The organism is Acinetobacter harbinensis (assembly GCF_000816495.1).
Taxonomy (GTDB): domain Bacteria; phylum Pseudomonadota; class Gammaproteobacteria; order Pseudomonadales; family Moraxellaceae; genus Acinetobacter; species Acinetobacter harbinensis.
In genome coordinates this window covers 1,945,530-1,959,572 of sequence record NZ_JXBK01000001.1, presented here as the reverse complement: position 1 = coordinate 1,959,572, position 14,043 = coordinate 1,945,530, and the positions used below count along the sequence as shown (strand labels likewise).

The window sequence follows — 14,043 nt, the reverse complement described above, 5'->3', positions numbered from 1 at the left end:
AAGTAAAATCATTTTCTAAGATGTAATCCGAATCAACATTAATATAACCGAATAGATTGGAATAATTATGCTTATACAGGTTAAAAAACTGACCCTGTCTTTATTGTTTATCGGTTTAAGTAGCAGCGCTTGGTCACAAGCGGTTTTGGTAAAATCTCAACAGAAGATTGAAGAATATAAGTTAGACAATGGCTTTCGCGTGATTTTGGCGCAAAATGACAAAGAAAGTAAGGTGTTTATGAATACCGTTTATCTGACCGGATCGTTAAATGATCCGCAAGGTAAAGGAGGATTGGCGCACTTACTTGAACATTTGGCTTTTAAAGGCACAGAAAATATTCAGGGAGATGAATTTCAGCGCCGTCTGGATCAATACACCTTAATGACCAATGCCAGCACCGATTATTACTCGACCAAATACACCAATATTATTCGTCCTGAGCAGTCGGCCATTAATGAAGTGATTCATTTAGAAGCAGAGCGCATGGATAAGTTGGTGCTACAAAATAAATTTGTGCCCTCGGAAATCTCCATTGTCGAGCGTGAGCGTGAAATCCGCATGGATCAGCCATTTGCAGTGATGATTGATCAGGTCTGGAAATCGGCCTATGGTAATCAATCATTAGGGCGTTTGCCGATTGGCGATTTAAAAGAATTACAGTCAATTAAAATGCCTGAACTAAATGAGTTTTATCGAAAGTGGTATGCACCAAACAATGCGGTGATGATTATTTCCGGTAAATTTGATAAGGCTCAAGTGCTGAAGCAAATTGATCAAAATTTTAGTCCAATTCAAGCGCGATCTATTCCGGCGCAGGCGAAAGTTGCGCTATTAGATGCTTCAAAAATTAAACAACGTAATTTTTTGGTCCAAAAGGGCAGTGATTTAGCCAAATTTAATATCTATCTAAATGGTAAAAATGAAAAAATTAAACCGGCATTGGTTCTGGTGCCGTATTTATACACCATGCAACCGAGTGGGCATTTATATCAAAGTATGGTGGAAACCGCTTTAAGCACAGCGGTACAGTCGAGTACTTGGCTAGATCGAGACTTTAATTTGGTCTTTATGGGAGCAATGTATGCACCCAATCATGATGCTAAAAAGGTAGAAACGGCCCTGATTTCTGCTGTAGAGCAGGGCAAGCCATTTAATGAGGTGGAATTAAAACGGGTCAAAAATTTAATACAGAACCAAGCAGATAATATTGCCAATAATGCGGCCGCACTGGGTGGGCGCTTAAGTGATTATTATGTGTCTTATCAGGGAAATTGGGCGCAGTATTTTACTGATTTGGACAGCATTCAAAAATTAAAGCTGAATGAAGTTAATCAGACTTTGACCGAGTTTTTAATTCCGGCACATCGTGTCTCTGGCGATATTCGACCAACACCTGAGGATCAGAAAAAAGCTTTAGAGCAAAAGCTGTCTGGCGAGACGCCTAAAAGCTTAGATCAAACGGCAGTTGCTGAAGAACCGCTCAAAGATACGCGAGTGTATCAGCAGGAAGTGGCTGAATATGTGAAAAGCTCTAAACAATATTTGGTCAATACCGAACAAAAAATTCAGCGTGGCAGTTTAAAAAATGGGATTGCCTATGCGTTATATCCGACGTCAACGCGTGATGATAAAACCTATGCCACCATTTCAATTGATTTTGGCACAGAAAAATCCTTATTTAATCAAGGAGAGGTTTTAGACTTGATGGCATATTTGCTGTTGCGTGGTTCAGAGCAACATAGCCTGCAAGAGATTGCTGACAAATCCATTGAAGTGGGCGGTGGTGCAGTGGCGAGCGTATCGGGTAACAGTATTAATATTCAAGTGGTGGCAAAAAAGGATCAATTTGCCGATTATTTTAAGTTTATCTTAGCGGTCTTGAATCATCCTAAATTTGAACAGTCTCAGTTCGATTTAATTAAATCACAAAGTTTATCGATGTTGGATCGCCCTTATACTGAACCAGAAACTGTCGCGGCACTGACCTTGACTCGCTTACTTGAAACCTACCAACCGGGCGATTTACGCTATCACTTTGAACCTGAGTTGGCCAAGAAACAACTGCAAGCAGCCACCGTTGCACAAGTGAAAAGCTTATATCAACAGTTTTTTATCAGTCAGCATGCACAAATTGCGGTTACCGGCGATTATCAAGCCAAACCCATGCTGGCATTACTGCAAAAAGAATTTGGTGCTTGGACAGCCAAAATGCCGTATCAGCGCCTGAGTTCCGATTACCAAGCCTATGCTGCACAAAAAGTTCATGCGTTATCTGAACAGCGTGAATTTGGGAATTATCAGGCTATTTTGACCTTTCCTGTGGGAGCAGATCACGTTGATGCCACTGCATTAATGGTCTTTAGTTATATTTTAGGTGACTCGCAGTTGTCTTCACGTTTGGCGCAGCAGTTGCGTGAAAAGAATGCTTTGGTCTATGGCTTTGGCAGTGATCTAGACTTAGATGACTGGATTAACTCTGGTGCTTTAACCATTGAGGCCAATTATACCGCCGGTAAGTCAGCACAAGTTTCCCAAGGCGTACATCAAGTGTTAACTGACTTACTCAGTAAAGGTGTGACCGAACAAGAACTAGAAGCGGCTAAAGCCAATATACTGAAAAAGCGAGTGACCGCTTTAGAAGATGAGCGCAATATTCATCTGATGCTGTTACCGCAATTAGAGCGTAAGCGTAACTTATTGTTCCGCGAAAAACGTGATCAAGCGCTGGCAAAACTCACTAAAGCCGATGTAGATCAGGTGATTAAAAAATACATCAAGCTAGATCAATTGGTAGAAGTGATGGCAGATCAATACGGTACAGCAGCAAAGTAACATCAATATTTATAGGCACTAAACCATAGGGAGGCGAATGCCTCCCTTTGACTGCTCATTTTTTAAGGGTCTTCAATTAAACTGACTGAAAAAGATGATTGAGTTGTTTAAGAGCATGCATATTCTTTTTAGATAAAGCTTTCTCAAAGGGCATAAAACTGTTTCGCCGTGTGATGAAAGACTTGCTCTAAAGCATTCGGGTCATGCGCGACCACAGCATCACTAAATGCATCAATGATATTCACCAATGAGCTACTGACCCGATCCATCGGGAAATTAGAGGCAAACATGACACGCTGCGCACCAAAGCAGTTAAGTGCATGGTTGATCAAGGGCGAGGCTAAATCATACACTTCTTGTCGACTGGCAAGGCGACCTTGTTTGTGAAATTGGTGCCCCAACACCGGCATAAATAAACCTGACATTTTGGTATACACATTGGGATAGAGCGCCAATTCCGCCATATCTTCTTGCCAACGCATTAAAATGTTGTCACGCGCAATTTGAGTCAGTCCAGTCAGCTTACCCACAGGCGCAAAAAGTCCCGCAGGCGTACCAAAGTGATCCAGTACAATAGGCGTTTCTGGAAACTGTTGTGCCAAGGCCATCACATCATTTAATTGCGTGGAATAAACCCAAGCATCAAAACTGAGCTTGGATTGCGCCAAAGCTTCAAAACCTTTTAAAAACTGTTTATTGCGATATAAATGTGGTTCATCTGTCCAAGCATGAATGGCTTTATCATCATGCACTGCTGCCATTTTGCGAATGCCTTTAAAGCGCGCTGAGGCTTGTTGGTGTAACTGCAATATTTTCTTGAAATTTTTATCACGTGGATCGGCCGTTGCCACAATTGCGCCCAGTTTTACCGTAGTTGAATTAAAGGGCAGCGACTCAATAAACGTGGTTTCTCCAATCACACCTTTGCCTTTATTTTTATGCCAACTGGCTTCTACGTGTACCACTTGTTCAACTGCATAATGGCCAATATCATGTAGATAATTTTCAGGTAAATACGGCGCACTAATGTGCTGAGTTAGGCCGATGGTTTCAATCAAATCATCCGATTTGACCCAGCGAATGAGTTTATCCAGCAGATAAGGATGTTTCCCGAATAATTTCACGGCCAAAGCGGCTGCATGTGGCGTGTGATAAGGATCCCATTGGTGGATGTGTGCATCAATAATGGCAAAGTCGAGTGATTGCATCTCTATCCTTCAATCCGCAAGTGTCTATTCTTTACCATACTGCAAAGTGTCAGGTCTTTAAATGACCACTTATCCAAAAAATAGCAGAGCTAAAAAAAGCCCTGACAGGCTTTTTACTCGATTATTACGACTTAATGCTTGTGATCGTGATTGTGTTTATTGGCATGGAATTCTTCGTTATGACGAAAGCGCAAATAGTTTTCAAACTGTTCGCAGTATTCATCATAGTTGTCTTCAAGCATCATTTGGAATTGCTGCATCATATACGACATCACTTGATCTTTGGCATCCCGCATCTCATTGCCATCTTTAAAGTTATTGGCGGCTACCCACGTGTTAAAACGCGCCGTACCAAACAGCATTGCCGCGCTGACTTGGCCACGTATTTCCGTGGGTTTAACTGGCGAACCTTTTTCAACGCGACAAAAATCATTGGCTTGTTTAATAAATTCATCTGCACGTTCAAAAAAAGCAGCATTTAACGCTTCTTCTTCGGTTACATCTGTTGCTTCAATCTTTTGAACCATGAACTTTTCCTACAAAAACGATCTAATGGCATATTATAGGCAAAGGCTTGCAGAAACTAAACCTTTGGCTTAATCTAAAAATAGCCTAAGTATGTAAGAGAGCATTAAATGCAAGATGCAATTGCGGTACAGCGTTTAAAAAGTGACATTGCCTTATTAAGGCAAACCATTTGGCCACCGGAAAATTTAGCCAATGTCGAAGGATTACCCATTTACTATGCCTCGAAAATAGAGGTGGACGACTATTATCGGCAATGGAGTGGTTTGATTGAAAGGGCGCAGGATTTATTTCAGCCCTTTATGCAAGATGAAGTGTTAGATGCGATTCATTTGCCGAGCCATCTAAATTTGCCGTTATTTTATTTTCATGTCGATCGGATTCGTATTAATAAAACCCGTGCCAAAGAGTCTAAAACCTTTCGCGGTGTAGGCAGTCTAGTGGAAAAATGTGGGCAATACACAGCAGCAGAAATTCAAGCAATGCATGCTTGGCTGGAAAGTGATGACACAGCGGTATTGGTGGCTCATCGGGAGTTTGTCGATTTGCGTACCTATGTGTTTCAGCATGGGCAAAGTGAATACACACGAACGCGATTTTATGTCAATGGAATTGTATTGAGCACTGAACCACATTTTGAATTGGTTGATGCACGAGACAAACCGCGCAAACAGCGTAATGACAGTTATAGCGACCCTTTAGCGGACAATGAGACGTGGAAAATTTTTGGTAAATATCGCTAATACATGAGTCAACTGTAAATGCCTGCTAAACGGTTCATTACCAAAACGTCTTGGTTTTAGACAACTTGGCTAAATGTAGCTGTGCCTGTTGCAAAACATAGGTTTTCTCATTGGCAATCCAACCTAAGATAAACCAAACTTTCTGTTTACGTTGCACAATACTTTGAAACAGCGTTTCAGCCACGATTAAGTCGTTATATTCTCCCAAATTTTCTTGTACGACTTTTAAGGCTTTTAAATACTGTTTGACCTGTTTTGCTGTATAAAGCGCAGCCAGCAATTCCACCACATAACGTAAGCGTTTGACTCGTTTACGTGTGCGATGTCGTGATGCATCATCTAATTCTAAAAAGTGCGCGGCATCGGTACAAATTTGCCGATGTAATGTCTGTAATTTTTTGCTGAGTTGTTTTTTAAATATTGGTTTTTTGGATTTTTCAGCCGGCTGATGCACGAATTGCAATAAAGCCAACATAAGATTCACCGTGTCTACAGTGCGAAAAATATCTTCAATTACCACCGCCTGTGGTTCAGCAATTTGGGGGAACTCAACATAAGGCGCACCTGCCGCAAGCAGTTTTGGCAATAGACTTTCAGTTAAAGCATCACGATCACGAGTTGAACTCAGCTGACGAAACAGGGTCTTTAGCTGAGCTTGCCAGTTGGCATCTACAGCCTTTGCCTCCTCAGTAAAAGTGCGCAAGATCGTTGTTAAGCGTCGAATGGCAACACGGGTCTGATGAATATGCTCGCTATTATACTGCTTGGCCGCCAGCGCTGTAGCATTGGGCAGTAGATGTTGTAGCGCATTATTCAGCATTTTTTTAAAAGCCGTAGCGCTTGAATCTTGCTGCTTTAAATACAGTGGCATGGCAAATTGCACGGCGGATACGTCTAAATCCTGTGCCAACGCATCTCCGCGCTGTGCTTTACTTCGAACATCGAGCCACAATTGATATTCTTTGATCCACGGCTGAATAAATTCAATCAGTTGGTGTACAGAACCTTGTTTTAGCTCAAATTCAATTTCATAAATGGCTAGGCTGCGCAGATCTTGCCGAATCTCACCGCGATCTAAACTTATCTCAATTTCTGCTTGTTTATACTGAACCAAATGCACCAAGCGATTCACTTCAGTTTCAAAGTGTACCGTCAAGTTTTTGGCTTGCTTGGCTAGGCTGTGTTTAAGTATTTTTTGGGCTTTGGGATGCGCGTGATAAATGTTTAAATCTAATGCCGGATTATCTAGCTCACCCAAATTAATTTCTAATTCAAAACGTTTTAGTTGATGCTGACTTGGAGCCTTTAAGGTTTGAATCCACGTTTTACCCTGCAAACGTTGGCGCAAGCATATGTGCTGTTGGGCTAAATGTCGCTCGGGCGTGTCATAGTATTTTGCATACAAAGCAACAGAGCGGGCATTTTTAGACAAAAACCATTGATACAGTCTTTTTTGCTCAGTAAGGGGAATCTGAAATTTTAATTCTATTTCGTTCATGCTTAAACTCCTGCAACTTTTACGCCGCTGTTATTATGAGTTTGATTGTAAACGAGCGCTTAAAAAAGGGCAGTGTTGGCTTGTAAGCATAAAGCGTAGAGCCGCGATCATTTTGTGCAGTCGTCAATGTCAGGCAATACGCTTTATGCTTACAATAGTCTCTATTATTTAATGAATTTTCGGCTCACTAAAAATTGTTCAGTCGCTTCTCGTAAACTTTGTGCATAGACTTCTTGCTTGGCCGTCAGCCAACCCAATACAAACCAGTCACTGGCTTCAAGTTCAGTTTGCTGAATATAGTTGGCCGAAGATGCAAGGATTTGATACTCACTGGCCGCAAGTTGTGCATCATTTAAAGCCTTACTGTATTTTTGCAAATTTTTCACATCATAAATGGAGGTTAAAATAGCAAAGCTAAATTTTAATTCATGAATGTTACTGGCTAATTTATCTAAACTTTCAAAGTCAGTAATCTCTGCTGCCACTAAGCTGTCTTGCAGTTTTTTATACTGATTTTGCAATGTATTTTGGGCAAACCACTTTAGGTCATGTGTTTGAGCGGCATCGTCTTGCGCTAAACTAAACATCAATAATTCTAAATAATGATGCACGTTTTGCGTAGAGCGAACCAAGTGAGATAACTTTTCTTTGGCATATAAGATGTCTCTACTGAGATTCGCTGCGGTATTGGGATTTTGTAAAAATTTACCCAAAGTATTTTGCATATGCTCTAAGTGCTGCAAATGCTCAAACTGCTGTTTAAAGGCGCCAATTTGCATGGCCCATTTATCTGCAATCGCAGCGTTCCAGTCTTTAAACAACAATAGCGTTAAATGTAGATGCTCCAACGCCAGTTGTGCTTGTTGAATGTGTTCTTTTTCTGCGACCTGTGCAGAAATAGCCGCAATATTAGGCAATAAATGTTGCAGTTGTTGCGCAATCAGTAGACGTAAGTTTTTATTGGCCGCATCTTTCTTGCTTAAAGTAAATTCTTTGCACATGCTTGCAGGACTGACAGTTTGCTGACGCGCCAGCAGATGACCTATTTCAGCCTTACTACGCACATCTAACCACAATTGATATTTTTTCACCCATTCAAAACTAAAAGCCAAAAGAGAGTGTACCGAACCGCTTTTAAGTTCAAATTCGACTTCATGCATGGCATGCTGGGCAGTTGCAGTGCGTACTTCACCGACATCTAAACTGACTTCAATCTCTGTGTCTTCAAAGTGCATCACGCGAAAAGTACGTTGAATATCCGTCTCAAATTGTAGTTTCAGTTCGGCGTGTGAGTCGCCTAAGGCGTGCTTTAAAATCTGCTCTGCTTCAGCATGCTCTGTGTAAATGATTAAATCCAGTTCCGGTGCATCTTCAAGTTCGCCTAAATCATAATTATGTTCAAAGCGATGTACATGGCTTTTGCCGGCAGCTTTTAAGGTTTGAACCCAACGCGTACCTTCAAGACGTTGTCGTAAAGCCACGCCGTGCTGCGAAAGTAGACCGTCTTGCGTATCATAATATTTTGCTTTAAGTGGGATGATTTGCGATTTTTTAGCATCTAATGCTTTGAGTAACGCATTACGTCGTGCTTCAGGAATCTGAAATTTTAACTCAACTTCGACCATCATCTTTCATCCTAATTTTTTGAGTACACTGCAACATTGAAATGCCTCATTTTGCCGTGCGACTTGGTGATAGAATTTCGTCTTTAGCGCACTGGCAGGGTGTTTTTAATATTCAATAGGCGATTGTAGCGGAAATGCTTTTGCATGTAAGACTTGACGAAAGGATTGTGCGCGCGTTACTTGGTGTACAAGGCAAAATTAGACTTCTATTTGGATGAAATATGCGCTAAGTTAAATGAAAATAATATGAGCCACGCACATGAATGCCCCGATAACCCTAAAAACAGCCCATAATTTAGCCTTAAAACCGCAGCTGCCTATTCAAAATTATCATGCGTTTTACCGCTTCTATTTAACTGAACATCACCATTTAATCAGTCGCCGTTTGCATGTATTTGGAAGTAGTGTCGGACTGTATTGCTTTAGCAAAGCCCTATGGCAAAAAAAACCTAAATATCTGCTGTATGGCTTACTGTCAGGCTATGCATGTGCATGGATTGGACACTTTGTTTTTGAGAAAAATAAACCGGCCAGTTTTAAACAACCGCTGTATAGTTTTATTTCAGATTGGCGCATGTTCTCCGATGTGGTGCGTGGCAACTTAAGCCTAATAAATCATGATTTAGATAAAATATCGACTGAATAAAGCCGATATTGATGGCCTTTTCAGCGTATTACGCTGAAAGAATTTACTGTCAGGTAAAAAAGAGTAAAATTTATTGTGCAAAGACTTGCATTAATAGAGTGAATATTCTATTAATAGAATCATTGTTTACTGGATTAAGTTTTGGCTTGATTGAGTAATTATCCAATTTTAAAGTTTTCCAAGCCTAGAGAGACCTTCTCTAGGCTTTTTTTATGCGCCTGTTGACGGTTAAGTTGAGGTAAGCGCGCTATTGTTCTTTAAATAGACTGAATCTGTTAGATGTTCGGCCTATAATAGAACAAGTTTAAATTTTGGCAGTTTTTTTATGCGTGGTTTATATCTCATTACCAATGATGATCCGACAGAGGTTTTATTGGCGAAGTTAGAAGGGGCAATGGCGAACGGTGGCATTGCCGTCTTGCAATACCGTCGTAAACAAGTCGCCAAAGCAGACCAGCTTTATGAAATTGAGTATATGAAAGCCATGTGTGCTGAATACGGTGTACCTTTTGTGATTAATGACGATCTTGAAATGGCGGTTAAATACGGTGTAGGGGTACATTTGGGTCAAGATGATGGTTCAATCGTTGAAGCTGTTGCGCGTTTGCCTCAAGGTGTGTTGATTGGTCGCAGCTGTAATAACTCACTTGAACTGGCTGCACAGGCGGTTCGTGACGGTGCAAATTATGTGGCCTTTGGTGCAATTTATGCCACCGACAGCAAACCTGAAGCAGGAAACATTGGCTTAGAAACCTTGAAACTTGCCCAAGAAAAACTGAACGTGCCACTCTGTGCGATTGGCGGTTTAACCGTTGAAAATTCAAAAGTAGTGATTGAATCTGGTGCAGATTATTGCGCAGTGATTAGTGATATATTGGGACTGCCTATGTATGCCATCCCTAAACGCTTAGATGAATGGTCTGCACTTTTTCAAGCGACAGCATAAAATATTTTTGATTGATTTAATTTTTAGTCGAGTACCTTCATGAGCTTATCTCCAAAGCAAGAACAATTGTTTAAACAAGCCAGTAAACATATTCCAGGTGGGGTCAATTCACCGGTACGTGCTTTTAATGGCGTGGGTGGTACGCCTGTCTTTATTGAAAAAGCCAAAGGTGCGTATTTATACGATGTCGATGGTAAGCGTTATGTCGATTACGTCGGTTCATGGGGACCGATGATTTTAGGCCACGCGCATCCTGCCATTATCAAAGCGGTACAAGAGGCCGCTGTCGACGGTTTAAGCTTTGGTGCGCCAACCGTACATGAAACCACGTTGGCAGATATTATTTGTGAAATCATGCCATCTATTGAAATGGTACGCATGACCAACTCCGGTACTGAAGCGACCATGACCGCAATTCGTTTGGCGCGTGGCTATACGGGGCGTGACAAAATTGTAAAATTTGAAGGCTGTTATCACGGTCACTCAGACTCGCTTTTAGTTAAAGCAGGCTCGGGCATGTTGACCAATGGTGAAGGTGAAGCCACATCAGCCGGTGTACCTGCTGACTTTGCCAAACATACTTTAACGCTGCCGTATAACGATATTGCAATGCTAAAAGAATGCTTTGCAAAATTTGGTTCAGAAATTGCCGGTGTGATTGTAGAGCCGGTTGCTGGCAACATGAACTTGGTGAAACCGATTGATGGCTTTTTACAGGCCATACGTGATGTTTGTGATGAGCACGGCTCAGTGTTTATTATTGATGAAGTGATGACCGGTTTTCGCGTGGCTTTAGGCGGTGCGCAAGCGCATTATGGCGTGACTCCAGATTTAACCACTTTAGGTAAAATTATTGGTGCCGGTCTACCGGTGGGTGCCTTTGGTGGTAAACGTGAAGTGATGGAATGTATTGCACCGCTGGGTAAAGTGTATCAAGCAGGCACATTGTCAGGCAATCCATTGGCGATGCGTGCTGGAATTGAAATGTTTAAACATTTACGTGTTGATGGTTTCTATGAACAGCTGACAGCGCAATTGGCAAAATTATTGGCAGGTTTACAAGCCGCAGCAGATGAAGCCGGTATTGCCTTTAGAACGCAGCAAGCCGGTGGTATGTTTGGTTTATATTTTACCGACCAACAAGACATCACCAGTTTTGACTCGATGTTGAAATGCGATGTGGCTGCTTTTCGTAAGTTTTTCCACGGTATGCTTAAACGTGGTGTCAATTTAGCACCCTCTGCATTTGAAGCCGGTTTTATGTCAGCGGCACACAGTGATGAAGATATTGCCTTTACTATTCAGGCCGCAGCAGAGACATTTGCTGAAATGAAAGGGTAGTCTGTATTGATCCACACCGTAAGCATTTAGCCAGACTGAGTGCTTGCGGCCTTGATACTATTGAAATTTAATATGAATTTATGCTTTAAATTTTAATCTGCGACTAAAATAATCATTATAAAATTCAATCGTTAAGACAATCTCGTTACATTTAAAATTACTGTATAAATCAATATTGATCGAAATTGAAAGTTATTTTTATCTGGTTTTTAGACTGCACTAGCAATAGATCCTACAGAACCAAAAATAAAAATTGCGTTATCTAAACTTGAATGGATAGCTGAACTTGGTTTTTAAGCAGGATAAAAAGCAAGCGATGCTTAAATGGAATATCTGGGTACGAATTTATCATTTGAAATTTTTACCCGCTAAGCTTAGCATCGAATGAAGGATTAAGAAGACAATCAGGGATAGAAAAGCAATGAATCCAATCACAAATACAGCTAAGAAACGACATTTTCCATTTGATTGGCAAGATCCTTTTTTAATTGAGCGTCAATTGACAGAAGAAGAACGCATGATTCGTGATGCGGCTGCGGCTTATAGTCAAGGTCAGCTGATGCCGCGTGTACTGGAGCAATTCCGTCATGAAAAAACCGATCTTTCAATTTTTCGTGAAATGGGTGAATTGGGCTTGTTAGGTCCGACCATTCCTGAACAATATGGCGGTGCCGGTTTAAATTATGTCAGCTATGGTTTAATTGCTCGCGAAATCGAACGGGTCGATTCAGGCTATCGCTCCATGGCCAGTGTGCAAAGCTCATTGGTGATGGTGCCGATTAATGAGTTTGGTTCAGAAGCGCAGAAACAAAAATATTTACCGAAACTTGCTTCAGGTGAATTTATTGGCTGCTTTGGCTTAACCGAGCCAGATCACGGCTCTGACCCTGACAGTATGATGAGTCGAGCTAAAAAAGTAGACGGTGGTTATCGTTTAAGCGGTGCAAAAATGTGGATTACCAATAGCCCGATTGCAGACGTCTTTGTGGTCTGGGCAAAAGAAGTATCTACTGCCGGCAATGTTGGAGAGATTCGCGGTTTTATCTTAGAAAAAGGCTGGCAAGGGCTATCTGCACCGACGATTCACGGCAAAGTGGGTTTGCGTGCGTCCATTACTGGTGAGATTGTTATGGATAACGTCTTTGTTCCTGAAGAAAATGCCTTTCCAGAAATTCGAGGTTTGCGCGGTCCTTTTACCTGTTTAAATAGTGCACGCTACGGCATCGCTTGGGGCGTCATGGGAGCAGCAGAATTCTGTTGGCATACGGCGCATCGCTATACCATGGATCGTCAGCAGTTTGGCCGTCCGCTTGCCGCCAATCAACTCATTCAAAAGAAACTGGCCGATATGCAGACTGAAATCGCCTTAGGTTTACAAATCGCTTTACGTTTTGGCCGCATGAAGGATGAAGGCCTTGCTTCGGTTGAAGGCACCTCACTGATTAAGCGCAATAACTGTGGCAAGGCTTTAGATATTGCTCGTGTTGCCCGCGACATGATGGGCGGCAATGGCATCAGTGATGAGTTTGGCGTGGCACGTCACTTGGTCAATTTAGAGGTGGTGAATACCTACGAAGGGACCCACGATATCCATGCCTTAATTTTAGGCCGTGCACAGACCGGTATTGCCGCTTTTAGTAATTAACTTGGCATAATTAACCTCCCTAAAATGCTTATATATGCGTATTCTAGGGTCGTATGGCCTTTTAAAAATGGATATTTGATACACCAAAGACTCACTCTGCATGGCTTATGCAATTGTTTTAAGCCAACATTTATTCTAAATGCTCAGGGCACCTCTTTGATTGAATATAACGCCAGCTGGATTTTTATCGGCTAAAGCACAGATCAAAATTGCATTTTCACTGTATTAAAACAATTTTTTATCAAAATCGGAAAAACCATCGGCAATTAGCGCATTGTGCATTGTAATTTTGTGCCAAGCTTTCTATCATTGCCGGCTTGTTTTCGTGATCTGCTTGGAATTGAATATTGAGTAATTTTCTAACCGAACACCTGATCCATCGTGATGAAGATTTTATGGTGATCCATAAACCTGCAGGCGTACTCACCGTTCCCGGTAAGACTGAAGATTTACGCGATTGCGTCATCAATCGACTCTTAGAAGTAGAACCTAACACCTTACTGATTCATCGTTTAGACCGTGATACTTCCGGTATTTTGGTTTTTGGTTTGAGCAAATGGGGGCAAAAAACCATTTCTCGTCAATTCCAAGAGCGCGAAACATCAAAAACCTATCAAGCTGTAGTGGCGGGGCATCTAGACGGTCAAGGCACGGTCGATGTGCCGGTGATTTATGATCCTGAGCACCCGCCATTACATATTGCCGACGCGACCCATCACAAGCCTGCCTTCACGCATTGGCAAGCCACTGAGCATTTCGAAATTCAAGGACAGGCGGTGACCCGTGTGGAGTTAACCCCCATCACTGGTCGATCTCACCAGCTTCGTGTACATATGCAATACCTAGGCCATCCTATTATTGGCGATACCTTATATGCCAGTACAGCACAGCAGCAATTGGCGCAGCGTTTGTGTTTACATGCTGAACGTTTGAGTTTTTATCATCCTCAAACCGAGCAGGAAGTTGCCTTTTATGCGCCGGTTCCTTTTTAAGTCAGAAACTTTTTAATCATTATCGGATTTGCGTACATTTT

The 14,043-nt window shown here is 41.7% G+C and carries 11 protein-coding genes; 7 read left to right on the top strand and 4 right to left on the bottom strand.

The features are described from left to right. Window positions 1–67: 67 nt before the first annotated feature. Window positions 68–2,833, top strand: coding sequence for a M16 family metallopeptidase (locus SE27_RS09150; protein WP_039622770.1), 2,766 nt, complete (start codon window positions 68–70; stop codon window positions 2,831–2,833). 143 nt (window positions 2,834–2,976) lie between these two features. Here SE27_RS09150 and SE27_RS09145 read toward each other — a convergent pair whose 3' ends face one another. Continuing rightward, on the bottom strand, window positions 2,977–4,041 hold the full coding sequence (locus SE27_RS09145; protein WP_039622767.1) for an amidohydrolase family protein: 1,065 nt from the start codon (window positions 4,039–4,041) through the stop codon (window positions 2,977–2,979). A 131-nt stretch (window positions 4,042–4,172) separates the two neighbouring features. After that, window positions 4,173–4,568: a DUF3144 domain-containing protein gene (locus SE27_RS09140; protein WP_039622765.1), complete on the bottom strand. Its 396-nt coding sequence runs from the start codon at window positions 4,566–4,568 to the stop codon at window positions 4,173–4,175. Between the two features lie 108 nt (window positions 4,569–4,676). Here SE27_RS09140 and SE27_RS09135 point away from each other — a divergent pair, with 108 nt between their 5' ends. After that, entirely contained in the window at window positions 4,677–5,309 is a 633-nt protein-coding gene (locus SE27_RS09135; RefSeq protein WP_039622763.1) for a hypothetical protein, read from the top strand. A 37-nt stretch (window positions 5,310–5,346) separates the two neighbouring features. Here SE27_RS09135 and SE27_RS09130 read toward each other — a convergent pair whose 3' ends face one another. Both SE27_RS09130 and SE27_RS09125 read right to left on the bottom strand, forming a co-directional pair. Further along, window positions 5,347–6,807, bottom strand: a complete 1,461-nt coding sequence (locus tag SE27_RS09130) for a CYTH and CHAD domain-containing protein (protein ID WP_039622761.1) — start codon at window positions 6,805–6,807, stop codon at window positions 5,347–5,349. Between the two features lie 164 nt (window positions 6,808–6,971). Further along, complete coding sequence (locus SE27_RS09125) at window positions 6,972–8,432, bottom strand: CYTH domain-containing protein (RefSeq protein WP_039623922.1); 1,461 nt, start codon at window positions 8,430–8,432, stop codon at window positions 6,972–6,974. 259 nt (window positions 8,433–8,691) lie between these two features. On the opposite strand from SE27_RS09125, the gene SE27_RS09120 reads away from it, so the two are divergent. The 5 genes from SE27_RS09120 (at window position 8,692) to SE27_RS09100 (ending at window position 14,002) form a co-directional block, all read left to right on the top strand. Then, window positions 8,692–9,078 (top strand): DUF962 domain-containing protein, encoded by a 387-nt coding sequence (locus tag SE27_RS09120; protein ID WP_039622760.1) that lies wholly within the window; start codon window positions 8,692–8,694, stop codon window positions 9,076–9,078. Between the two features lie 325 nt (window positions 9,079–9,403). Continuing rightward, window positions 9,404–10,024: a thiamine phosphate synthase gene (thiE, locus tag SE27_RS09115; RefSeq protein WP_039622758.1), complete on the top strand. Its 621-nt coding sequence runs from the start codon at window positions 9,404–9,406 to the stop codon at window positions 10,022–10,024. Window positions 10,025–10,063: 39 nt separating this feature from the next. Then, the gene (hemL, locus tag SE27_RS09110; protein ID WP_039622755.1) at window positions 10,064–11,365 is read left to right on the top strand and encodes a glutamate-1-semialdehyde 2,1-aminomutase; all 1,302 of its coding nucleotides are present in this window, start codon (window positions 10,064–10,066) and stop codon (window positions 11,363–11,365) included. A 421-nt stretch (window positions 11,366–11,786) separates the two neighbouring features. After that, window positions 11,787–13,010 carry an acyl-CoA dehydrogenase gene (locus SE27_RS09105; protein WP_039622753.1) on the top strand — a complete coding sequence of 408 codons (1,224 nt, stop codon included), beginning with the start codon at window positions 11,787–11,789 and terminating at the stop codon, window positions 13,008–13,010. Between the two features lie 347 nt (window positions 13,011–13,357). Continuing rightward, window positions 13,358–14,002: an RluA family pseudouridine synthase gene (locus tag SE27_RS09100; protein WP_039622751.1), complete on the top strand. Its 645-nt coding sequence runs from the start codon at window positions 13,358–13,360 to the stop codon at window positions 14,000–14,002. The last annotated feature ends 41 nt before the right edge of the window (window positions 14,003–14,043 follow it).